Origin of the sequence: Sphingobacterium sp. UBA7855 (assembly GCA_002500745.1) — a bacterium.
Lineage (GTDB): Bacteria > Bacteroidota > Bacteroidia > Sphingobacteriales > Sphingobacteriaceae > Sphingobacterium.
Genome location: DLST01000007.1, coordinates 97,490 through 119,766, shown reverse-complemented (window position 1 = coordinate 119,766; position 22,277 = coordinate 97,490). Strand labels below are relative to the sequence as shown.

The window sequence follows — 22,277 nt, the reverse complement described above, 5'->3', positions numbered from 1 at the left end:
GAGTTAATTTCCAAGATTTTATTGCGACCATTTAACTTTTTGTTTGGTGAATAACTATTTTAAACTTAGGGAGGAAGACTATAGGTACATCTTCTTTGTCTGCTTGCTGCAATTCATCGTTTGTATATTCTTGACGGTAAAGTACATCCTGATCCTTTTTATCATCATAAATTTTAGGATATGATAAATCTATTTCTTTCCATTGATCTGATAGGCTCAATGCCTGAAAATAGTTAACCAAGCTTGAACTCGGCTGATTCAATGGTGTAGGGTTGTTATTGTTTAGTTGAGACAAAATATTTGGTTTTCCACAGATTAATTCGTGCCAGGGAAAACCATTCTTTGGATGCAAAAAAGAGAAAGTGAGCTTATTATCTAAGTTTCCATTTATAGTATGATTGATTTTAAGATAATTTGCATTAACGACTGTGCATCCAAATAATTCATTATCTACATTACTCTTAATCTCTTTAGAATTGACATAGTTATATAACATATACAATGGAATAAATCCATGTTCATTCGCATAGGATAACAATAAATCTACTTGAGCTTTTCGTTTTTCATCTTTCCCAACCCAATGATTCAATCTGTCATAATAACCGTCTTCAAACTTAGCTTTGCCCCCCTTCTGAAGTTGCTACATTTGACTAGACATTAAGTTAAGAGAATTTAATAACTTAACGGACTTATGTCAAGAGAAAGAAAAGTTTATACTAAAGAGTTCAAACTGATGAGCGTTGAACTGAGCAACACACGAAGTGACCTTAGTGCGCTGGCTAGAGAATTGGATATTACCCCAGCATTATTGTATAGGTGGCGAAAGGAATATTCTGTAAAACAAGGAAGTAGTTTCCCTGGCAATGGAAAAGTTATCCTGAGTGAGAGTGAACAGGAGTTAGCACGCTTAAGAAAAGAACTTCGGGAGACACAGATAGAACGGGATATATTAAAGAAGGCTGTAAGCATCTTCTCCAAGAGCGACACCAAATATTCAGGTTCATAAGGGACAATAAGGAAATATTTTCAGTCGAGAAGATGTGTCAAGTATTCAAGGTGAGCAGAGCGGGCTACTATAATTTTTCAAAGGGTATCTCTTCAAAGAGAAGTATTGATAACCAACAGATTACCATAGAAATACAGGATGCATTTATAAGGAGTAAAAAGACTTACGGCAGTCCGCGTATTACCAGAGAACTACAAAAAAAGAATATTAAAATATCCGGAGTGAGGGTAGCCAAACTAATGAGAAAGCTAGGGTTAAGAAGTATTGTCAAGAAAAAGTTTAAGGTAACTACAGACTCCACCCATAAGTTTTCAATACCAGAGAATATATTGGACCGTGATTTTAAGCCGGGCACACTTGGTGCAGTATGGGTATCTGACATTACCTACATCAAAACGCAGCAGGGATGGTTGTATCTGACAACTGTAATCGACCTAGGAGATCGAAAAGTAATTGGATGGGCTTTAAGTGGGACGATGAATGCGGTAGATACGGTGATTTCTACTTTTAACATGGCACAAAAAGCAAGGCCAATCACCCAGAAACTAATATTTCATTCTGATCGTGGCCTACAATATGCATGTCATGAGTTCAGCTCTATGCTGGAAAAAAATCCACTCATCATAAGAAGCATGAGTAGAAAAGGAAATTGCTGGGATAATGCTGTCGCTGAAAGTTTTTTCAAGACACTCAAGGCGGAATGTGTATATCAGCATAAATTCGCTCACAGGGAGCAAGCTGCGCTTATTGTCTTTGAATATATTGAGACTTGGTACAACCGAAAAAGGCAACATTCTGCTTTAGGATACTTATAACCAGAGCAGTTTGCCAGAAAAATAAATAAACAAAATATTGCAGCTTAACTAGGTGTCCATTTTATTGCTGCAATTCCATTTCAATAAGATTATGTATGAAGCACATACGGGCAATATTTCCATCTCCTTATACATAGAAGAATAAACTATGAGTCTTATTTTGCTTGTGGCAATTATCGCAGCGGGAATATTTTACTGTAAAAATTGCAACCAACCATTATCTGAGTAAAACATTCAGTAACTTAAAAATAAACATGCTACTGGGTAGTGGCATGTTTATTTTTTTAATTATAATGTACTAAAGTAAATTGGTATAAGTGCCTTGGAAATCGAAACCATATTGTTTCCATCTTAATGGTAATTTCAATGTCCCCTTAGCATAGGATACAACATACCTGTAACCATAACTTGGATATAATACTCCTCCTCCACTATTAAATAAATTAAAGGTAAATGCATTGCTTAAAGCGAGATTAAAAATCGCTTTTCCATTTTGCTCTTGTATTGTAGTTCCAAGTAACGGATCATGAAGTTTTTTGATTGCTTTATCCGCATCTTCATAGAGTGTTAGAAAAAGATCAATACTGTCTTGAGTAGATAAAGTTATTGGTGAAGACAGATTTTGTGATACAGTAACTCCTACAGCATCCGCCATTAAATCTTGAAAGGTACCTTCAGTCATAAAATGCACAGTATTTGCGCTATTTGTAGATAAAGGAGGTCCTAGCGGTTTTTGACCTTTTGTTTTTGATGGAAATACAAACTTACTTGTATTCACTGGAATATTTGCGATACATGCTCTTAAAGCATCACCATCAGTGTAGTTATTTTGTATACAATCCCCTAAACCGCCTAAAGAAAGTTCGTAACCAGGATCATCATTAGGATCCAAAGGATCCGTGGGAGGGTGTGTTATTCCTGCTTTCAGATTTAGGTCTAAGGGAGACTCAAAATTCTCGGATGTTTTTTTACATGAAGTGAAACCTAGTCCCACTATCATAAATAATAAAGTAATTCTTTTCATCATTAATTTAAATCACACCAATATACATTATTTATTCTGAATTAAGATGTTTTCATATATTAACTTTCAAGATTATTATGAATTTTGGGATCAAGTTATTAGTCTGAAAGAATGTTGGGTTACGGGAAATCTTACCTGAATTAATTTTTAGCAGATATAGTTTTAAGTTAATTTTTCTCCAACAAGCATCACGAAGATTTAATTAATAGGCCGCACCTATCAAAGGATCAAAATGGATAGTTTTATCGCCAAAGGTTATACAGGGTACAATGGCGCGAGTGCGAAAGGTGTATATCCACTGTTTTTACTATTCCTCACTCTACACTTTTGGGTAGTAATTCTCTATTAATGACACTTTCCATCTCAAATTTATTTATCTTAATGGCTAAATTATATTACCACGTGAAAAGATATTTAGTATTTGTTGCGCTGCTAGGGCTAGGCCTTGGCGCGTGTAAGAAGGAAGAATCGACCAAACCTAAAGATGATATCATCCTAATTGACGGAGAAGAGTTCGAAAAAGAATTCGTTTATAGGGCAACATCAAAAATACTGAATGTACCAAAAGACAGTATTTACTACAGTGCTGCGACATTTACCTTGAATATAGATTATCTTGAATTAAAAATTGATTTGAAAGTATTTGCGCAAGATTTGAGAACGGCTAGAGCAGAAAAGTTATGAAATTAGTTAAAATTTTAAGTGTCATTGCTCTACTAATTCTAAGTAAATTCGCTACTGCCCAACTTATCAATTTAGAAACTGTGATGTATCCATTTGCACCAAAAGAAAATGGGGAAATTCTACTAAATTATAACCAACCTACAACGATTTACGCAACTTTTACTGTATCAAGGGCACTATCAGCTACAACGAATCTTTGGCCAGACTTACCAATCAAAGCTGAAATTGGTTTGTACCTTTTAAACTCTTCCGGTCCAAATACACAGATTAGTGTTATAAACATTTCAAATTCTGACTGGTATGGGCCACAGTATGCGGCTTCTAAAGTCATTGAAAAAGAAATAGTCATTCCAGCAGGTGCAGTCACCCTGGCGAATCCAAGTACAAGTATTTTGGCACAATGGAGATTTTACAAAGAGGGATATCCAAGTCCATATAATATCAATGGATGGACTGATTGGGTAAATAAAATGTATACCCCTGTAAAATTAAATCCTAATCAAATTCCAGGATCAACATTCACTGGACCAGCTTCTATTTGCGATGAGGGTATTTATACAATTTCTAATCCTTATACTGTTAGTTTAGAAAATGCGTCAGGGATTGCAACGTTAACAGCATTAGGAAATAATCAGTGGAAAGTAACTAGGATAGGTACAGCGAATGGCGTTGTTAGTTTGAGATCAATAAAAAACGGTAAAATTTTTGAAAGAGAAATAATGATCGGAGCAAGGATTAACGGAGGTATTTCAGGTTCTACGACTGTTTTCCCTGGAAAAAGTTACGAATACAATTTGACTTTAAACGATAATATTTCGAATTATCAAAATCTAACATTCACTGGTACTAGCGGTATGAATGTGCAGATAATATCGCCAACGAAAGTTAAATATACTGTACTCAGTAATTATGCTTTTGCACCAGGAGAAACAGAAAGAAATACCACAATTCAGGTAACCGCGAACATTCCGGGATGTGGATATGCAACTATCGAATTTCCAATAGTAGTAATAAATCCAAAACCAACACAGGTTAATTAATTTGTAGTAAAAGCCTAGACCAAAATCTAGGCTTTTACCCAATATACCTTATGATCCGTCAACGTGAGTCAGGACAGCATCGTTGCTGCACGATGGAAGCTTATCTCCTTTTCTGTGAAAACCGAAGATGACGCCGCCAAATATACTAAAATGACTGTACACGATAAGAGAATGGGCATGAAAGGCTATCATCTTTACAGCAAAAATGGCCTTACCTTGTATGTTTTCAGGAAATCTTAAGGTGTTTGGGAGCTTGCATATGGACAACTAGCGGACGACATCAAGGAGCAAGCATTGATGCGCTTATACTTCGTTTTGATGATGACGTGCCCGAGCTATTCTATCATAAAGGTAAAATCGAGATAGTAGAGGTACGCGCGAAAAAAGAGGGCTTTTGGCACATTTATCTCAATAATGCCTATGTAGGAAGTATTCAGTATTTCACCTTTACGAAGCAATTCAATTACCACATTGAAGACAATAGCCTGCTCACCAATGATCACGCGCAAAAGTACATCGCTATGATCCAACGTGGGGAATTGAAGTGGATAAAAGATGATATTCGATAATTTTGCGCTCTATCGTGAACCAAAGGTTATAGAGATAACTCAATTAATGGGTGGTTATTTTCAAGTATACATTGTTAAGTACTTTATAACAAACATATAACAACCAAGGGATGGCGGGTATGTATTGGGGTAACAGGTATTTTTAGCAAATCGTTTACACCCTCACTTCCGCTAGGTATAACGTCATCATTTACTCCCTCATTTACACCATCACTTACACCCTCACCAATTCCAAGCCTAGGAAGCTCTAGCAAACGATGATCACCGTCCTTCTTCTAAATAGGATATGCTCGACCATAAGCCTTAATTGGCAATTGTATCCATACGACGATAAGTATATGCATCATGGTTAAGGGTGCCGGCGAGCGGAAAGAGAATAAGAAAGCCGGCTGCTGTCGACTCACTGGGCACTACTAAATCACCATGTTTATCTAGTGCAAAGCAAATAGTTTTGGTGAAGAACCTATTGACTAATACATAGATTTCAAGATCGGTATTTCTGGAAGAAACAAAGTCTTGCGGTTCGGGCTTAACTTTCCTCGTTCTTTCACGCACGACATTCATAAAGTATCAATTAGTTTGAAATGGATTTTATTTCTTTGGGTGAGCTCCAATGAAGTTCTGTAAAGATAGTGCAGACTATCCGTTTTATAATAATTTGGTTCAATATAGTTCGATAGACAGTATTCATTATAGGCTGCACTCTTCTGCTGACTGCTATGATTATGGCCAATTATCTTCTGGGGATAATTATCAAAAATGTATGTCTCTTTTAAGCCTACCTTCGAAACGCTATGTACCGCAGCATTCTGTGCTAAATATCTGGGCGATATGGAAGTGCAAGAGTTAAAAGAGAAAATAAATACCACTGAAAATAGTGCAATGGCTAGTGTGCGCATATTGTGATTTTTTTTTATGTCTATAATAAGCTCTTTTGTTCGACTTCTAAAAGGACAGGTGCTTTTTCACTTTGTCCAATGTAGAGGCAATGTCTACTAAAAATTTCATTCCTTTATCCTTCAAGTAGTCTACCACTTCATCAAGCGACGCATGGGCTGAAAGTCCAGAACTTCCAATTAAACTAGATCCGGTAATAAAACCGCCTATAAAACGGAATAAATCATCCGGAGGTATCACCAGTAATTCTTTTTCGAGCTCGTCAAAAGCTATTTTAAGTTCTCTTCTCATATTAATTTAAATTTTAAGTTTATTGACTCTGTTTACTCAAAAATTGCTTATTATACTTCATAATACCCTGTAATAACATTAAAATACTTGTAACGGATCATTTGGATCTTCTATATAATCTTTAATACGCAACTCCCTTTCTCTACCACTACCATCAAAAGTAAATGTTTTTATCAGGATTTAAGCGTACAAAAATCTCAATAACACTCGTGAAAGGATTGCCCCAGGATTTGTATGGAAGAAACAAGCGACGTTAATGGTCAACACTATCCTCGGCTTAATATGCTTCATAATTTTCACATAGGTATCGCTACAATTGATCATCTTCATTTCCATGCAAAAGCATTTTTTTTCCAAGAGTACCGTCTTTATTGACTATGGCCTGAATAATTAAATTGAATCTCCTGAAGGAACTATTATTTCCTTATACTGCGTATTTAAACGTTTGACAAATTTTAGTAAAAATGAGTGTCGGAAACCGCTAAAAACTGGTCCTGTATGCGAAAACGGTTTGATCGAAGTGGACAATGGTTCTACGACTAAAACAAAATTTCTTTCCTTCTTAGGGACTTCAATATTATTAGCGAATCTATTACTTAGGACAAATTTGTCTATCATCGGAAATTTCTTTTTCAAAAACAACAGATCGCCAGCATATTTGAGGGAATAATAAGTCTTATATTTTGATCCTTTCAATATATTATACTCAATTTTCCCAAGTATATAAGTATCCGCCCAACCAAGTGCATATTTTATGAACGTTTTATAATTCCGAGTTTTGTTTAATGAGTTCAAAGGGAAAAAGAGATCAGATCCTGTCGATGATGGCAGATTGGCAGCAGAGCGCTATGAGGAAGAAGCAGTACTGTGGTTCAAGGGGGATCAAAGAGGCGAAGTTTCATTATTGGTTTTCTCGGAGCAGGGAGCAAAATGGTGCAACTGGAAGGCTGAAATTGGTCGTGGTATGCCGAATTAATACGTTTACTGCTATTAACTTTCAAGATTTTTACAAATCCTAGGGCTAAGGCAAATATCAAAGTTGGCCAACCACTTTAAACGGTTTCTTTAAGCTTACTTTAGATTAAAAAATTGCTTCTCTATAAATTACATAGATAAGCAATTAAATTAGCACTAACTTGTACTTATCTAAATATCAATCGAATGCATTATAAACCAATTTTTTCTATTTAACTCTTTTCAACTCAATATTATTCGGAACGTGAAGTTTATATTGACCACCTTTACCATCTATACTTATCATTCCCCCACCTTCCGCTAATATAAGTTTCAAAACTAGTCTATCAGGATTTCCTTTGACATAAGTCAATGTTCCTCGGGCATTAACATGATTTTTAGTTTCCCTAAATCGAAAAGATAATACATTTTCATTATCTATTTTTTTATCAAAAGATCCGGTAGTTATGGTATTCTTACCACCAACGTCATAACCATCGATCAACGCACCATCCTTTTTATAAGAATGGTAACCAACTGCGAAATCTAACTTATCACCATTAATTTTATTAAAATACTCTTCTTTTACTAAAACTATAGTAAACACTTCATCCTGCCCCTCATACTTCCAGGTACCATAAAATTTATTTAACCCAGCTGGCTTAAGGTGTCTACCTGATTCATTTCTATTATCCTTAGATTGGGAGAAAACACATCCTGTGATTAAAACCATCATAAATAAAATTGCTGCTTTTTTCATCTTTATCGTTTTTTATTCAATTTAACATGGATGGGATATTATAGCTATGATTACAAACTGTAAGTCTAAAGTATTGGTTTGAAAGAAGGACTATTTACGGGAAACCGTACACATAAAAATCTAGTTTAAAAAATTAAACATAAGCATGTTACCAATTATATTTCAAGCCTTTCACATGATAATGTTTCACTTCCGTACAAACTAAGTCAGTATCATTAAAAACTGCCAAGTTATAGCCTCTGGTCTTCATTGCGCTTCGATATTCTACCGCATGAAATCCTAATGATTTAATATACTCAAAAAGATATTGGGTAGGCAAGTAATCAAGGTTTACATCTTGCTTCCGAACGGGTTTTGACAACTCTTCTTCGAGTTTTAACAAATAAGATCGGACCAACATAAACTCCTCAATATCAAATCCACGATCCTGAATTTCAAATGGTCCGTAATCTTCAATATTTTTTAAGGAAATGACCTGCAAATTGAGCCTTTAACGTAAATCGTCCGATACTAATGGACTCGTGCAAAGAAACCCGTGTTAAGTAGAAATGGATTCACTGTCACCTTTTAATTCTCCATGCTCAGTATTTACCACCAACTGTACACGGATATTAGCCCGCTTAAAGCTTTAAGTGCTGTCCTTAGCGATGAGGTATTCTTCTTTACCGGTTCAATAATAGGAATGATCTTCTCTGGGTTTAATGGAAGCCCTACAGGTTCACGTAATGCAATTAACTCAAATTGCTTACCTCGGAGATACGGGAAATACATAAGCGCATTATAATAATAGGTTCTTACTTAGATTATTAATCAAAGTAAGATACGACTTTTTATTGTATTTCGCCTGATAAAAAGAGAAGTTAACGAATGAAGGTACATCGCCAAGAGTCATGTATAAATTGGTTTGTGGATCAATACGACTTTTTAAGATATGACAATACATTGCTTGGACTTCTTCTACTGGCAACTCCGTTAATATTTCCAGACATGCTCGATAATAAAATACTGGTGTTACGTCAGGTAAAAACCCTACCAGTTCTTTTATAAGCCGGCTATATTCAGGTTTTCGCAAGGACGACATCATATAGCTGGCATCAAGACAAGCTGTGTATTTGACAGCAGCACGATATTCAGAAACCTCTCCCTCTTCTGTATAGATCAATACGCCTACGTAAGCAGGAAGTACCCGAAGATATTTGTTTAGCAAGGAAACGTGCGTAAATAGATAAACCTCGGTAAAAGCTCGGTAATAATCGTTCAACTGACTTTCTAAGCGTTCGGGGGAATCCAGCTCGGTCTTTATTTCAAAAACCTTATTCGTTCCGTTGACAAGCACCGTATCTGCAATGGACTGACCAACACGAAACTCATTGAGTAGAATGGTGTCATCTAAGGAATAGTTTTTCAAGACATACTCATTGAGCAACTTATTCTTGTAGATATATTCGTGCCTATAATTTTGTTCAAGGATCTGATAAGAATGTGCGATTAAATCGCCTAATTGGTTGGGTTTATTTTCAACCATCTCATTCCAACCTACATACTTTTTCATCTTCCTGATATAAGAAGACTGATTGGTACTGCTTGAAAGCTTCTTGAATGACGCATGAGACACCAAAGAAGCCAATTCTCGCAAGTTCGCTTTGTCGTATGTGAGATCGGATTGCATATAGCAAATTTAAAAACTTATCGCGACTTAACGAAAATGATATGTGCTGATTTATTATTTGAAGAAGCAAAGAGGATTTTTCGCTACCTTTGTTTTTAATATTAACCTTAGAAAAAAATGAATTTCGGAAAAGTATGTTTAAGAAGCATGCTATTGTTAGGGATTAGCTTATCAAGCTATTTTTCTACGAAAGCACAATATAATAAGATAGACTACGATAATAGCAATTATCCCGAATTGATCATCGAACAAATTGATCAATACGATTATAGTACTGTCATTCATTTTTCATACACAAGCATTACATCTCTAGAATTAAATGGATCTGAGGATATACAACTTATTTCCAACGGAAAGGCAAAAAAATTATTGAATAGCTACAATCTCCCGTTGGATGAAAAGAAACATTTATTCAACGATTCTGGTGAAAAATTAAATTTTTCACTTGAATTTGAAAAAATAGATAATGTTAACGATGCCTTTGCTGTCCAAAGCGCAACGATTAAGAAATTCAATTTTCCTCATTTAAAGGTCGATAGTTCACAATCAACAGAGTTTTTAAATGTTGATGCATTCATCAGTAAAACACCTTCGAGAGAATTTTACATCTTCTACAATGAAGGCTCCCCCGTACTACGGTATGCATACAAAGGAATGATTATCGCGATTAAATTGGCCATTGAAGAAAACTATGGGAAATTTTTTCAGCCACAGATTTTTGTACAAAATTACAACAAGAAAGATATATTGTTAGATCCATCCAAAATATATGCTCAATATGAAGTGAAATCCAAATTCTTTACTGCTCCAATTTTTGACTATAAAAAATACCTTTCAATGGTCAAGAAAATCCAAAAGAGTGAGATGTTTTGGAATGGGCTATCTGAGGGGCTCGCAGCTGTTGCAGCTGGTTATTCTTTTATATCTTCAAACTCGAACACATATGTAACTGCAAATGGTCGCTCTCTTAATTATGGATTTTTCGGAAATAATATGTACGCTGGAACTAGTTCTACGTCCATGACAGGTTCCATAAATACAAAATCAAATTCGACAGTATTTAATGGTGGCAACGCTTATATAGCCGCTCAATACGCCCGCCAAAACTTAGAAAGTTTGAAAGCAAAACAGGTTGATCGGCTTACGTCTATTCAAAATGGCTATATAAAGATGAACACAATATTCCCAAACACTGAGTATAGTGGTTATTGTAATATTCCGTTTAGATTAGACATTAATTCATTTTTGATGAAAGTTGAAATTAATGGTAGCGATTTCTTCTTTGAGTGGGACAACGATAAATTAAATTCAATGCTTTAGGAACTAGTAGGATTGATATTGTTTTAGCTAATTGCTATTTACTATTTTAATCTTATAAGTCCTCATTATAAACCTATTGAAGCATTTAGCTCAGTTTAATATACCAACATGATGAAAAAAATACTATTCGCTATATTATCAATCCTGACGTTATCTCTAAGTGCGCAAAACAAATATGCAACAACGACGGATGGAAAAACGGTATTATTAAAAAGCGACGGAACCTGGGAATATGTAAAAGACAAATCTACATCATCAAATATCAATCAATTTAAAAGTACGAGCTCCTCCCCTTCGCCGCGCAAAACAAATAAATCTAAAAGTAGTTCATCTTCCAGAAATTATATCCGTGGCCCTCGTGGAGGCTGTTATTATATTAACTCCAATGGCAACAAGACTTATGTTGACAGAAGCATGTGTAATTGATTGGGCAATCTATAAAAGTATGACAAAGATTATTATTATAGTGACATTATTTGTTTTAAACATTTTAACGCTAATAAGTTGTATTAATGGAGTGGCTAAAAAAAAAGTAATTCCTAATACAGATAATGAAATCACAAAAAATCTCAAAAGTGATTTAGATAATGAAAATTGTGGGCGTTTAGTTGGTGTTTGGCTAGATTCTCATAGCTCAAAAAACTATAAATTACGAATAGGCCAAAAAGTGGTTTTGAAGGATAATAAACTTTATTTTGGTCCCTGTGACATAGACAAGGAGTCTTTAGAATTAAATAGCGAGTCTATTGTACCATATACCGAAATTGCATATAATGGCGAAGCCTATATTGACCTTAATATTCCTGATCAAAAATTATTGATCACAAATACAGGGGATCTTAAAATTTATGATCAACTAGGACTAGTCGCTACCTACCCATTTATATTCATAGATCCTTCTATTTTAAAATATTGATTTTGACATTCTTAAAATCAGATATATTATAGCATAATGGGCTTTTGTATAATTTTGAGCTAATGGGAGTAATTGTGCTGAAAATATCCGCCAAAAATGGTTGAGGCAGTTAAAGGGTAAATTTATAAATTAGACTTCAATATAAATTAGACTTCAATATAAATTACTAACTAATGCACAATTCAAATATATTCTCACAGAAAGAAGCCATCTATATCGATGGAAGGGACAAGACAAGCGATATCCAGTCCTATTCTTTTGTGGGCGAGAAATGTATTGTGGCATTTAAAAGCAGTAATAAAAAATATACGTACAATAAAGATAAAGTTCAGATCATCAAATCTGCTTTGCAGAGCGAAAAAGCCCGGACAACTTTCAACTATCTAAAAGCGATTGCAGATGCCGTTGGACTTAAATCCGATGAAGGAAAAAACATTCTATCGGATAGCTACGACAGAATATCATTTATCCCTGAGTATGCCGTCCTCTCTAACTATCTGGATTAAACACAACCCAAAAATTGTGATCTTCTCGCTCCTGTTGAAATCTTTCCTTTTGGATTCAACCTAAGTCAAAAACAGGCAGTAAATAATGCCTTTGCCAACCCACTGAGTATTATCGAGGGCCCTCCTGGTACAGATAAAACACAGACAATCCTAAATATAATCGCCAACGCTATCATGCGTGGTCAAAGTGTAGCTGTGGTGTCAAGCAATAACTCGGCAACGAAAAATGTGTATGAAAAATTGCATAAGAATGGGCTCTCCTTTATCGCTGCTTTACTGGGAAGCAACCAGAATAAAAGAGAATTTATAGAATCGCAATCGGACATTCCTGACCTATCCAAGTTTCAGTTAAATGACAAAGTATTCACTCAACTGAAACAACAGAATAGCGAGCTCCTGTTACAGCTCACCGAAAAACTAGCACAGAAGAATGAGCTGGCCACGCTGAAACTCCTTATTGAAAACATACAAACGGAACAGCAGCATTTTCTGAATACTGTGAAATCAATAGCAGACTTTAAACTGAATAGTAACCTCTCATCAGATCGGCTACTGGCACTCTGGAATTCCGTCTCCGATCAGGAACATACTGGCAAACAGTTTAACTGGTGGAAGAAACTAATCTATCGTTTCAGGTACCGCATCAAAGATAAGGGCTTTTATACCCTATCGCATTGGGACATGATCAGGATCGCTCAATCGGCTTATTATCGAACCAAGATTGCTGAACTGGCATCTCGTATCGGATCATTGGAAAAGGATTTACACAATTTCTCCTTTGACGCAAAGATGCGTGAGTATACGGGAATCGCGATGCGGCTTTTTAAAAATGTACTTTACAACAGGTATCAGCATAAGGATCGTCCGATATATCAGGAGGCTGATCTGCGTGGTAAGTCCACAAGTTTCATCGAAGACTACCCTGTCATCATGAGCACTACATACTCGCTGCGCAGGTGCCTGGCTGAGCATACGACCTATGACTATGTAATCATTGATGAGTCTTCGCAGGTGGATCTGGCGACAGGTGCATTGGCCCTATCATGCGCCAAACGTGCCGTTATTGTCGGTGACCTCAAGCAGCTGCCGAATGTAGTAGATGCGACAATAGCCCAAAAGACAGATGCAATCTTCCATGCATTCAAGCTGTCTGAGCCTTATCATTATGCGAAAAACAGTTTACTTGCATCCATCACACAGTTGTTCCCTGATGTCCATAAAACACTGCTGAAAGAACATTACCGTTGCCATCCAAAGATCATTGAATTCTGTAACCGTAAATTCTACAACGATCAGCTCATTATCCTATCTGAGCCAACGTCAGAGCGCGAACCGCTACTGGTCTACCGGACAGTGGCCGGTAACCATGCGCGGGCACGTATGAACCAACGGCAGATCGATGTTATCCTACAGGAGATCATTCCGCAGCAGCAGCTTGCTTCGGTTGACCTGGGTATAGTGACGCCTTATCGTAATCAGACAAATGCCTTGCAGGGAACATTTGCGGGTACGGAGATTATAGCTGATACGGTTGATAAATTTCAGGGTCGGGAAAGTGATGTGATTATTCTTTCAACGGTCGACAATGAAATCTCCGAGTTTACAGATAACCCTAACCGGCTAAATGTGGCCATCTCCCGCGCTAAAGATCAGCTGATCCTATTGGTACATGGCAACGATGCTGAAAATGAAAGCAATATTGCAGATCTGATTCGTTACATTGAATACAATAACTTCACGATCATCCAGAGTAAGCTGCATTCGATCTTTGATTACCTATACAAAGGCTATGAGGAAAAGCGACGAAGGATATTGTCGCAGAAACGTATCAAATCGGTATTTGATAGTGAAAATTTGATGTATACGCTGGTGCGTTCGGTATTAACTGATGACAGGTTTTCAAAATACGATGTGCTTCTCCATTTTCCATTGCGGAGCCTGATTGACGACTATTCACTCATGACGCCTGCAGAAGCAAAATATGCAGGTCATCACATGACGCACCTTGATTTTCTGATCTACAACAAACTTGGCAAGAATCCGGTTCTGGCGATCGAAGTGGATGGTTATGCTTATCACGCCGTCGAAGGAAAACAATCGGAACGCGACGCGATGAAAGATGCCATACTGGAAAAGTACGGTCTGCCCCTACTTTGTTTTTCGACCACGGGTAGCGGTGAACGGGAAAGGTTGGCAAGGAGATTGGGTGAGTTGTCTGCTCTTAAGCAATAGATAAATTTCCCCCAATAATGGCTAGTAAACGAGTGATCATTTCACATAGATTATTATACCTTCCACCAATAATTTAGGCCAATTTATGGAAACAATAGGTTAACGTTATTAGAGACCTTGCATAGCTACTGCCTTAAACGATTAAAATGGAGAGTATTTTATCTAACAAATAACAATCCTATCATATAGGATTGTCTTCAAAGTAATTCATCAATAATAAATTGATTTCTTGTAATCGTTCATGCAAATGAATTTTATTATGCATTAAATAGTCCCGAACCCTGTATAAATTGTCTTGATCCACAATTTTTTTCAAGATCTACAAGTCGTTTGATCTCCGCCAGGCATTGGGCAATTTGTTTATCTATTTCGGAAATAAGCCCTTTGTTGCTTTTAATGATGAAAGCTTGAACCTCATGAGAGCAGTCTCTGCTGTGTTTGATATGACCAAGAGCTGTCTTTTGTTCTGCAATTGAGCATAATATTATTGCCAGTCTCACGAGTACTCCACATCATCCAAACCTGGTCTGTCAACGTGAAATATTTTTTAATGCTTAGATCATCTATCGTTAAAAATCCAGTAACAGAAAACTTCTAGACAGCTAATTCTTCATTCTCAACATCAAGGAATAATTTTTTATTAAACCAAACAGGATTCGCCCCTCCCAGACTCAAGGTTTTTTTATTCTTTTTATATCCTTTTTCATCGAATATCGTCCTTTATCCACTTTAATTCCCCACGCTGGATCATGGCTATATACTTTTGCACGTGATCATCGGTCAATAAGCAATTGTCATCAAGGTGGTAATTGAACTGCTTAGTGAAGCTATAATATTGAATACTTCCTACATAAGCATTATTGAGATAAATATGCCAAAGGCTGTATTCCTTGGCCCGAACTTCCACTACCTGGCGTTTTCCATGGTGATAAAACAACTCAGGCACATCCGTATCAAAGCGAAGTATAAGCGCGTCAATGCACGCTTCCTTGATATCATCGGCAAGTACACCGTATGCCAATTGCCACACGCCCTGAAATTTCCTGAAAACATAAAAAGCAAGACCATTTTTGTTATAGAGATGATAGTCTTTCATGCCCATGCTTTTATCGTGCACGGTAATTTGAGCGTGCATTACCCGATTTCGGCAAAAGATCTCTAGTGGCTTCATTTTACAATATTACTAATAATATTAGTAATATTGTATATGGCAAAGATATTTAGGGTTTCTCATTTTTTATATGCAGTTGGATGAGTGAAGCCTCTCATAGCGCGATAATAGCATCAGAACGAATTGCGTGGACATGTTGCTTGAGCGTTTCTATGAAACGATTGTACATTTCCTGCATCTTCTTCTCATAGCTGGTAGAGCGACCGCCAAAGAAATTGACATTGCTCGCGCCTATTTCGATAAAGACAGTGGTACCGATGTCAACGTTGGCAGCTATTGGAACTTTGGAATTGGTATGCTGAATTGATAGGCTTACAGCTATTAACTTCAAGATTATTACACATTTAGTTTCCCTAAATCGAAAAGATAATACATTTTCATTTCCTTGGAGGATTTGGTGCACATAGATTTTACCTAGGGCAGACCGGATTATGCTTCCTTTATCTCCTTTTCTGCTGGACGCTTATACCCGCATTTATCGCTTTGATTGACTTTATCGTTTTTCTCTCCATGAATAAAGAGAGTTTTGATTTGAAATATAACCGTATATATTTTTCGCAGCCCATCGTTTATAATTATGTGCCTAACTCCCCCATTCCCCAAAAGGATGCTGCTACTGAAATAGAGCGATTACATGGATTGATGGAAAAAAGAATACTTACACAAGCCGAATTTGAGGACGCAAAGCGGAAACTTTTATGATGAATAAAGTTGCGTGTTTTTAGCTTTCGAGAAATTGTGTATTTTTGTACCAGTCCAGAGTAACAGGATTATCAAACCTATTTGGATAAATAACCAATTTTTTATGCATGAGGAGTATTATAGTTTTGAAAAAACGCCTGACATACACTATTACGAATTTTTCAGTATAGGCCCAAAAGGTAACATAAGAAAAGTAATTCAGTTTCAACAGATCAGTATTGAGGAAAACGTATATAATCTTGGATTTGGAGATTTTGATCCTAGTACAAAAGAGATAAGTGATCTAACAACATCAAATAATTTAGATACAAAAAAGGTCCTTACTACTGTAGCTAGAGCTGTCTTAGACTTTATTCATAAACATCCTCAAGTCATCGTAATGGCAAAAGGTAGTACGGCATCCAGAACGAGATTGTATCAAATGGGAATAGCGGAATTCTGGGAAGATATTCAAGAAATATTTGAAGTGAAAGCCTATTATAAAGACAAGTGGGAATCCTTTGAGAGAGGTAAAAATTATGATGCGTTTTTTATATTTAAAAAATAATAACGAACTTTGTATCAGGAGGTTTAAAACATGAGCACAAATACGAATAAAAAAGATAAAAATAATCATGATATGACGGCTCAAGATCGCCAAAATATTTATAATACATCTTCATTTTTTAAGAAAAAAAACGAAGATGCTATTGATTTTCTGAAAAAACATCCTATACCTAAGGAGTATATCCGAAAATAGAATTTTGCGTTAAATTTGGTATATTTCCGAAATCACGCCACCTAATACCAATTTGACAAGAGTCCCATCTTCAACCAGTGTATGTAGTACCTCATGTAATTCCGATTCCTCTAATTTATCTATTCCATATACCTTGTTGGTCAAAATAAATTCGCTCATTTTCCATAAAGAAAATTTTATGGGATATTCATTGGTTGGCATAAAGTCAAATTCACATACTATACCGTCTTTCTCTAAACGGCAGCCCGCACCATGAAACTGGTAATTGAATCCACCAATTTGTCCCGAGCGATTTCGACTGCTCTTTTGTTCAAATTCATCCATATTTGGAGAGAACTGATATTTGAAATCGTTTATGAAAGTGACATAATTGTTCAATACTTTCCTTATAACTAGATTAATCATGTTGCATCAAGATACAAATTAGATATGTAAATTAGCTACTGAATTATATATTAATAAAATGGGGATTTTATCGGTTCGTAAGTTATCATTTACATGTATTTTATCAATAGGCCTGTTATCGCAGGCTTTCGGTCAGTCCCTTGTTTTGGATGACTCAATCGCGGATATTCCTCCTCACATGATTGAAATATTTCCTGAGCCACTTTATGGCACAAACGGATTTAAAAATTGGATTGTTAAAAATTATAAGATACCAACGGCAGCCAAGAAAGCAAAAGTAAACGGCAAACTGATGATCAATTTTACGATTGAGAAAGATTGACGGCTCAGTAATTTTCGGATAACCAAAGATATTGGTTATCAAACCGGTGAAGCATTAATAACATTGATTCGAAAATCAAGTCCATGGAAACCGGGATATCAAAATGGATGTGCGGTAAAATGCGGCTATACATATCCCCTGTCATTTAGTAATGGTGAAATAAAATTAGATAAGGATATACAAAAAGACAAAGATGAAAATCCATATTATTAGCGACCTGCATAGAGAATTTGGATACAACGATATCAATCTGAAATTATCAGACGTACTTGTATTGGCTGGAGGTACGGATCTAGGGGTAAAAGGGATCAGCTGGCTCAAATCACTTTCATTGGATATACCGATCATCTATGTGCTGGGAAATCATGAGTATTATAAGGGCGCATATCCGAAAACACTATATAAAATCAAAGACGCTGCAAGCAATTCAAACATCCATGTGCTGGAAAATGAATCTTTGGAGATCAACCTCGTTTGTTTCCATGGCTGCACACTCTGGACTGATTTTTCGTTAAAGGGCAATCCTGCTGCATATGGATCGCTATGTCAAAGCCGTATGAATGATTATAAGAAGATCAGATTAGGTGACAATTATGTAAAATTAAGAAGCATCGATACGTTTAGAATCCACCAAACTTCGAGACAATGGCTGATGGAAAGTCTTAGTGTCAGCGAAGCAAAACATAACATCGTAGTGACGCATCATGCTCCGAGCATGCGATCCTTACCAAAGAAGTATTTGGACGATCCGATCAGCGCCGCCTACGTCTCGGATATGGAAGCCTTTATCTTAAAGCATCAACCCTCCTACTGGATTCATGGTCATATACATACTCCCGTAAATTATAAAATCGGTAACACTGAAATTATATGCAATCCACACGGCTATATCAATGAACCGTATAATGGGTTTAATAAGAACCTTGTTATAGAGATATGAACAAAAAACAACAATGAGAATGGAACAAATCCACGTCCTATGGCAGGGAAAAGTTAATCAATTTCCATATCGGATATATAGATCCACAACGAAAAATGACGTTGAAACGATGAAGGATTTTGAGGAACTAGGTCTCATGACCCGTCATCATGATGGGTACATTCGTGAAATAGCAATAGCGAAACTAATGAATCTTTTTCCCTCGGAAAGCATTCCATATGTAGTGCAGTTATTAGGTGAGTATGTTATGGAAATCCATTTGACCATTATTGCATGCATTACCCCGCAGCAAAAGAGTTGGATCAAAGAATTCTTTACTGAAAACACATTATATGAAAGGGCGATCCGAAGTAGAATAATAAGCTATTGGAATTGTTACTACAGATTTGACTTTATCAAATTGAAAGATTATCCAGCTTTCCAGTTTTTCTCTGATTGACTTATAATCAATACGACAACTATTAATAGGAAATTACCTATTGAGTATAGTCTTCAATCTTTCGCGTATAGTGATCAATCAAATGTTGTTCAGTATTATCCAACAGTTGAAGTGAATCAATTCGAATATCCCTATCAAGAAATATCTTTTTCCATTTTGCTATTGTATATCTAGAACGGTGCGAGGTGGAGAGGATCACCTGATCTTCCTCTGCAATGAATATTGTATTAAATATCTCTACAGCAGCACTACTGAATACATAGAAGTCATCAGTTGCCTGCTCTACATACCTATGTGGATTGGCATGTACCATGACACCGTCTATATCTAAAAAGAAAATCATGTTGCACGAAGCTAATGATTAATTTGGCACTTCCACTCCACCCGTTTACGATTTAATAATAAAAAATACTAGCCATAGATGGATAGTCCATGCTAATTTTGTAAATTCAACGTATAAGCCATAGCATGATACAGTTCATAAAACTATTCCACATTTCTGCCCTTACTATCCTCGTTACTGGTTGCAAGGATCCATCTCGCACAAAGACAATGGATTTTGGTCTATTTACACTTGAGGTTCCCTATAAATGGCAACAAGTCAAACAAAACGGAATCGACAGTTATGTCGGCGCAATTGCTGTAGACAACAACGATACGCTTTACTTCGATCTGGGGATGTATTCCAATAGTTTGACAGAGCATAACATAGAAGTCATTACCAGACAGATGATGGAGGAAAGTGCAACGGACTCTTCGGACTATATTATTGTAAAAGATATGCCGATATTGGATTTGGATCTCGATGCTGATCTTTACAGAAAACAAAATGTATCCTGGGATATTATCGATAACAGAAGAGCGAAAATCGTATTTCCGAGAATATCCGGAAAAGGAAACACCGGAGTGTACATCGGCAGCCTATGGGGAGACTCTTCAAAAGTCCGATTTAACCTTCATGGTTCAAACCTGAAAGCGCAAACAGAACAGGATCTTCTTAAATCGATAAAGACATTGAGATTCCACAAACGTAATATGGATAATGAAGAGAATTGACGCTCCCCTATTTGTACATCTCAGTTTTATGGTTTTGACATTTTATGCACTATTAACAGACGGTGATTGGCTGAGGTATTTTACGAAGAATTTAAATTTCAATCTGATTATCTTTGGATTGCAGGTTGCAGCACTTATTTATGCAGGATACCTAAAGGCGCAAAGAAATAGAAAGATTTTCTCCATATTCTGGCCAGCATTGATTGGACTACTGATATTAATTTTTTGTATACTCATAACAGGAAATTATCAGTTTAACACAAATATAGGTATCACTATTTTACGGCTAATTCCTGAGGCTTATTACATAGCATATGATGTTTTAATAGCTCATCTCATCAAGGAAATGCCACTCCCATTGAATATAAATTGGGGATTCCAAGCCAAATGCATTTATATTATTCTCTCAGCCATATCTCCCTCGATCGGATATACTATATTTAAATTGAAAAGAGTACGCTCAACACATAAATAGGAATCTATGGAAGATAATTGGAGTAAATATGGATTTTCAAGTTCTATGGGGCCAAAATTAAGGAAACTAGTGCAAATCCAGCTTGTTGATGAATTGAATAGTTTGTTGAGTATGAGCTTTGAATTTGACTTTGACTGGTCAGAATCATGTATTGAAGGCCATGATGGAATGTTTCTGGATAGTAGTCTAGAAAATTACTCGGGTATCATATTGATCGACAAACAAGCATCAATTAAAGCAGATGGTTGGATGGACTTTATTCAGGAAGGAGATTTCTTCCTGGCTTATTGGGATCAAATAACAGTTTGGCAAAATGATAGGGAACTATTCTCAAAAGATTTTGGGATCTCTAGCTATGCCTTTGCATTAGTTCCTGAGGAATTGCGCTGGCATCTGAAAGAAGTCAAAAACACTAAAAAATGAATAATCTGAACGAAAAAGTTTGGTATGCATGTTACGGCTCCAACATGCTGCAAGAAAGGTTTCTTTGCTATATAAAGGGAGGCCAGCCCGCTGGTGCAAACACAACTTACAATGGATGTAATGATAAAACGCTTCCGATCGACAGTGAACAAATGTATATCTCCGCTGAACTTTATTTTGCGAAAGTCTCGAAAAATTGGAACGGGGGTATTGCTTTTATCAGAACTACATTTACTCCTATTGCATCTACTTATGGACGAATATATTTGATAACAAAAAGCCAATTGATAGATATTGCTAGACAGGAGACCAATACAAGCATCAACTTAGAAATTGACTTTGGAAAGGCTATAGAAAAGGGCTCTTATATTTTTAAACAGCCTTCATGGTATGGTAATCTATTATACTTGGGTGAACATAATGGTTATCCTATTTTCACAATAACAAATGAACAGGATTCACAATCCTCGACTAAACCTAGCATTTCCTATTTAAAAACAATTATTGATGGACTTCGGGAATCACATGGGCTGGACAATCTTGCTATCTTTGATTATCTGAAAACCAAACACGGTATTATAGAAAATTATTCTGAAGAGGAATTCAGGTCTATTATTGGTGCAAAGTAGGACTAATTTATTTAAATTAGAGAAAAATGTGAGCTATTTCAGGTAGGAAGCAATCCCTTTTTGAATCATTAGGGATATTAACTACCTTAATATTAACCAAATTATAAAATGATGCTTGGAGATTTAAATAGAAACAGTATTTAAAACTTAAGCGATACTATCGTAAAAGACAGACTCGTTATAACCGACCAATACCGGGTGATCGCGTACAAATGGACGTCTGTAAAATAGCTCCTGGGATTTATCAATACACAGCGATAGATGATTGTTGTTCAAAACTTGCCAACTGATAA

The 22,277-nt window shown here is 36.2% G+C and carries 34 protein-coding genes; 22 read left to right on the top strand and 12 right to left on the bottom strand.

Annotated elements, in window-relative coordinates:
• Positions 1 to 31 precede the first annotated feature (31 nt).
• Positions 32 to 589, bottom strand: a complete 558-nt coding sequence (locus tag B2107_RS05420) for a hypothetical protein (protein WP_293953838.1) — start codon at positions 587 to 589, stop codon at positions 32 to 34.
• Between the two features lie 102 nt (positions 590 to 691).
• Between B2107_RS05420 and B2107_RS05415 the strand changes: the two genes are divergently transcribed.
• Positions 692 to 1,821 (top strand): IS3 family transposase gene (locus B2107_RS05415; protein WP_293953837.1). Its coding sequence is split into 2 segments (ribosomal slippage): positions 692 to 962 and positions 962 to 1,821, totalling 1,131 coding nucleotides; the frame shifts between segments, so codons are not numbered across the junction.
• A 298-nt stretch (positions 1,822 to 2,119) separates the two neighbouring features.
• On the opposite strand, the gene B2107_RS05410 is transcribed toward B2107_RS05415, so the two are convergent.
• Positions 2,120 to 2,848, bottom strand: a complete 729-nt coding sequence (locus B2107_RS05410) for a hypothetical protein (protein WP_293953835.1) — start codon at positions 2,846 to 2,848, stop codon at positions 2,120 to 2,122.
• 399 nt (positions 2,849 to 3,247) lie between these two features.
• Between B2107_RS05410 and B2107_RS05405 the strand changes: the two genes are divergently transcribed.
• The 4 genes from B2107_RS05405 to B2107_RS05390 all read left to right on the top strand — a co-directional run bounded on the left by B2107_RS05405 (position 3,248) and on the right by B2107_RS05390 (position 5,138).
• Complete coding sequence (locus B2107_RS05405; protein ID WP_293953834.1) at positions 3,248 to 3,529, top strand: hypothetical protein; 282 nt, start codon at positions 3,248 to 3,250, stop codon at positions 3,527 to 3,529.
• Positions 3,526 to 4,569 carry a hypothetical protein gene (locus B2107_RS05400; RefSeq protein ID WP_293953832.1) on the top strand — a complete coding sequence of 348 codons (1,044 nt, stop codon included), beginning with the start codon at positions 3,526 to 3,528 and terminating at the stop codon, positions 4,567 to 4,569. The genes B2107_RS05405 and B2107_RS05400 overlap by 4 nt, the downstream gene beginning before the upstream one ends.
• 63 nt (positions 4,570 to 4,632) lie before the next feature.
• Entirely contained in the window at positions 4,633 to 4,809 is a 177-nt protein-coding gene (locus B2107_RS05395; protein ID WP_293953831.1) for a hypothetical protein, read from the top strand.
• Positions 4,810 to 4,814: 5 nt separating this feature from the next.
• Positions 4,815 to 5,138, top strand: coding sequence for a hypothetical protein (locus B2107_RS05390; RefSeq protein ID WP_293953829.1), 324 nt, complete (start codon positions 4,815 to 4,817; stop codon positions 5,136 to 5,138).
• A gap of 303 nt (positions 5,139 to 5,441) precedes the next feature.
• On the opposite strand, the gene B2107_RS05385 is transcribed toward B2107_RS05390, so the two are convergent.
• Positions 5,442 to 5,702 carry a hypothetical protein gene (locus B2107_RS05385; RefSeq protein WP_293953828.1) on the bottom strand — a complete coding sequence of 87 codons (261 nt, stop codon included), beginning with the start codon at positions 5,700 to 5,702 and terminating at the stop codon, positions 5,442 to 5,444.
• Positions 5,703 to 5,897: 195 nt separating this feature from the next.
• Between B2107_RS05385 and B2107_RS05380 the strand changes: the two genes are divergently transcribed.
• A complete protein-coding gene (locus tag B2107_RS05380) occupies positions 5,898 to 6,044 on the top strand; it encodes a hypothetical protein (RefSeq protein ID WP_293953827.1) in 147 nt (48 codons plus the stop codon).
• A 39-nt stretch (positions 6,045 to 6,083) separates the two neighbouring features.
• Here the strand turns inward: B2107_RS05380 and B2107_RS05375 are convergent, their stop codons facing one another.
• On the bottom strand, positions 6,084 to 6,326 hold the full coding sequence (locus tag B2107_RS05375) for a hypothetical protein (RefSeq protein WP_293953826.1): 243 nt from the start codon (positions 6,324 to 6,326) through the stop codon (positions 6,084 to 6,086).
• Positions 6,327 to 7,111: 785 nt separating this feature from the next.
• Here B2107_RS05375 and tnpA point away from each other — a divergent pair.
• Complete coding sequence (gene tnpA, locus B2107_RS05370) at positions 7,112 to 7,345, top strand: IS66 family insertion sequence element accessory protein TnpA (RefSeq protein WP_409529649.1); 234 nt, start codon at positions 7,112 to 7,114, stop codon at positions 7,343 to 7,345.
• 164 nt (positions 7,346 to 7,509) lie between these two features.
• Here the strand turns inward: tnpA and B2107_RS05365 are convergent, their stop codons facing one another.
• The 4 genes from B2107_RS05365 to B2107_RS05350 all read right to left on the bottom strand — a co-directional run bounded on the left by B2107_RS05365 (position 7,510) and on the right by B2107_RS05350 (position 9,709).
• Positions 7,510 to 8,040 carry a DUF6705 family protein gene (locus B2107_RS05365; protein ID WP_293953824.1) on the bottom strand — a complete coding sequence of 177 codons (531 nt, stop codon included), beginning with the start codon at positions 8,038 to 8,040 and terminating at the stop codon, positions 7,510 to 7,512.
• Positions 8,041 to 8,188: 148 nt separating this feature from the next.
• Entirely contained in the window at positions 8,189 to 8,521 is a 333-nt protein-coding gene (locus B2107_RS05360) for an RES family NAD+ phosphorylase (RefSeq protein WP_293953823.1), read from the bottom strand.
• 107 nt (positions 8,522 to 8,628) lie between these two features.
• Complete coding sequence (locus tag B2107_RS05355) at positions 8,629 to 8,811, bottom strand: sce7725 family protein (RefSeq protein ID WP_293953822.1); 183 nt, start codon at positions 8,809 to 8,811, stop codon at positions 8,629 to 8,631.
• A gap of 7 nt (positions 8,812 to 8,818) precedes the next feature.
• Complete coding sequence (locus B2107_RS05350; protein WP_293953821.1) at positions 8,819 to 9,709, bottom strand: sce7726 family protein; 891 nt, start codon at positions 9,707 to 9,709, stop codon at positions 8,819 to 8,821.
• A gap of 117 nt (positions 9,710 to 9,826) precedes the next feature.
• On the opposite strand from B2107_RS05350, the gene B2107_RS05345 reads away from it, so the two are divergent.
• The 5 genes from B2107_RS05345 (at position 9,827) to B2107_RS05325 (ending at position 14,683) form a co-directional block, all read left to right on the top strand.
• Complete coding sequence (locus tag B2107_RS05345; protein WP_293953820.1) at positions 9,827 to 11,029, top strand: hypothetical protein; 1,203 nt, start codon at positions 9,827 to 9,829, stop codon at positions 11,027 to 11,029.
• A 108-nt stretch (positions 11,030 to 11,137) separates the two neighbouring features.
• Positions 11,138 to 11,455: a hypothetical protein gene (locus tag B2107_RS05340; RefSeq protein WP_293879047.1), complete on the top strand. Its 318-nt coding sequence runs from the start codon at positions 11,138 to 11,140 to the stop codon at positions 11,453 to 11,455.
• Positions 11,415 to 11,945 carry a hypothetical protein gene (locus B2107_RS05335; protein ID WP_293953819.1) on the top strand — a complete coding sequence of 177 codons (531 nt, stop codon included), beginning with the start codon at positions 11,415 to 11,417 and terminating at the stop codon, positions 11,943 to 11,945. The genes B2107_RS05340 and B2107_RS05335 overlap by 41 nt, the downstream gene beginning before the upstream one ends.
• Positions 11,946 to 12,118: 173 nt before the next feature.
• Entirely contained in the window at positions 12,119 to 12,451 is a 333-nt protein-coding gene (locus tag B2107_RS05330; protein ID WP_293953818.1) for a hypothetical protein, read from the top strand.
• A gap of 39 nt (positions 12,452 to 12,490) precedes the next feature.
• Entirely contained in the window at positions 12,491 to 14,683 is a 2,193-nt protein-coding gene (locus B2107_RS05325) for an AAA domain-containing protein (RefSeq protein ID WP_293954077.1), read from the top strand.
• Between the two features lie 703 nt (positions 14,684 to 15,386).
• Here B2107_RS05325 and B2107_RS05320 read toward each other — a convergent pair.
• Both B2107_RS05320 and B2107_RS05315 read right to left on the bottom strand, forming a co-directional pair.
• Positions 15,387 to 15,854 carry a hypothetical protein gene (locus B2107_RS05320; protein ID WP_293953817.1) on the bottom strand — a complete coding sequence of 156 codons (468 nt, stop codon included), beginning with the start codon at positions 15,852 to 15,854 and terminating at the stop codon, positions 15,387 to 15,389.
• A 94-nt stretch (positions 15,855 to 15,948) separates the two neighbouring features.
• Entirely contained in the window at positions 15,949 to 16,185 is a 237-nt protein-coding gene (locus B2107_RS05315) for a heavy metal-binding domain-containing protein (RefSeq protein ID WP_293953816.1), read from the bottom strand.
• A 26-nt stretch (positions 16,186 to 16,211) separates the two neighbouring features.
• Between B2107_RS05315 and B2107_RS21885 the strand changes: the two genes are divergently transcribed.
• From B2107_RS21885 to B2107_RS05305, 3 genes are all read left to right on the top strand, one after another.
• Positions 16,212 to 16,556 carry an NINE protein gene (locus B2107_RS21885; RefSeq protein ID WP_409529650.1) on the top strand — a complete coding sequence of 115 codons (345 nt, stop codon included), beginning with the start codon at positions 16,212 to 16,214 and terminating at the stop codon, positions 16,554 to 16,556.
• Between the two features lie 103 nt (positions 16,557 to 16,659).
• Positions 16,660 to 17,103, top strand: a complete 444-nt coding sequence (locus tag B2107_RS05310) for a DUF6934 family protein (protein ID WP_293953815.1) — start codon at positions 16,660 to 16,662, stop codon at positions 17,101 to 17,103.
• Positions 17,104 to 17,133: 30 nt separating this feature from the next.
• Complete coding sequence (locus tag B2107_RS05305; protein WP_209581852.1) at positions 17,134 to 17,295, top strand: hypothetical protein; 162 nt, start codon at positions 17,134 to 17,136, stop codon at positions 17,293 to 17,295.
• A 9-nt stretch (positions 17,296 to 17,304) separates the two neighbouring features.
• On the opposite strand, the gene B2107_RS05300 is transcribed toward B2107_RS05305, so the two are convergent.
• The gene (locus B2107_RS05300; RefSeq protein WP_293953814.1) at positions 17,305 to 17,700 is read right to left on the bottom strand and encodes a DUF6896 domain-containing protein; all 396 of its coding nucleotides are present in this window, start codon (positions 17,698 to 17,700) and stop codon (positions 17,305 to 17,307) included.
• 58 nt (positions 17,701 to 17,758) lie between these two features.
• Between B2107_RS05300 and B2107_RS05295 the strand changes: the two genes are divergently transcribed.
• From B2107_RS05295 to B2107_RS05285, 3 genes are all read left to right on the top strand, one after another.
• Positions 17,759 to 18,022, top strand: a complete 264-nt coding sequence (locus B2107_RS05295; RefSeq protein ID WP_293953813.1) for a hypothetical protein — start codon at positions 17,759 to 17,761, stop codon at positions 18,020 to 18,022.
• Between the two features lie 193 nt (positions 18,023 to 18,215).
• Positions 18,216 to 18,962, top strand: coding sequence for a metallophosphoesterase (locus B2107_RS05290; protein ID WP_293953812.1), 747 nt, complete (start codon positions 18,216 to 18,218; stop codon positions 18,960 to 18,962).
• 19 nt (positions 18,963 to 18,981) lie between these two features.
• Positions 18,982 to 19,401, top strand: a complete 420-nt coding sequence (locus B2107_RS05285; protein WP_293953811.1) for a hypothetical protein — start codon at positions 18,982 to 18,984, stop codon at positions 19,399 to 19,401.
• A 37-nt stretch (positions 19,402 to 19,438) separates the two neighbouring features.
• Here the strand turns inward: B2107_RS05285 and B2107_RS05280 are convergent, their stop codons facing one another.
• Entirely contained in the window at positions 19,439 to 19,744 is a 306-nt protein-coding gene (locus B2107_RS05280) for an HAD domain-containing protein (RefSeq protein ID WP_293953810.1), read from the bottom strand.
• A gap of 125 nt (positions 19,745 to 19,869) precedes the next feature.
• On the opposite strand from B2107_RS05280, the gene B2107_RS05275 reads away from it, so the two are divergent.
• Genes B2107_RS05275 through B2107_RS05260 form a run of 4 tightly spaced genes read left to right on the top strand, consistent with a single transcriptional unit; the run spans position 19,870 to position 21,984 of the window.
• Positions 19,870 to 20,457 carry a hypothetical protein gene (locus B2107_RS05275; protein ID WP_293953809.1) on the top strand — a complete coding sequence of 196 codons (588 nt, stop codon included), beginning with the start codon at positions 19,870 to 19,872 and terminating at the stop codon, positions 20,455 to 20,457.
• Positions 20,444 to 20,932 carry a hypothetical protein gene (locus B2107_RS05270; RefSeq protein ID WP_293953808.1) on the top strand — a complete coding sequence of 163 codons (489 nt, stop codon included), beginning with the start codon at positions 20,444 to 20,446 and terminating at the stop codon, positions 20,930 to 20,932. Before B2107_RS05275 ends, B2107_RS05270 begins: the two co-directional genes overlap by 14 nt.
• Positions 20,933 to 20,938: 6 nt before the next feature.
• On the top strand, positions 20,939 to 21,355 hold the full coding sequence (locus B2107_RS05265) for a hypothetical protein (RefSeq protein WP_293953807.1): 417 nt from the start codon (positions 20,939 to 20,941) through the stop codon (positions 21,353 to 21,355).
• Complete coding sequence (locus B2107_RS05260) at positions 21,352 to 21,984, top strand: hypothetical protein (RefSeq protein WP_293953806.1); 633 nt, start codon at positions 21,352 to 21,354, stop codon at positions 21,982 to 21,984. The genes B2107_RS05265 and B2107_RS05260 overlap by 4 nt, the downstream gene beginning before the upstream one ends.
• Positions 21,985 to 22,277 lie beyond the last annotated feature (293 nt).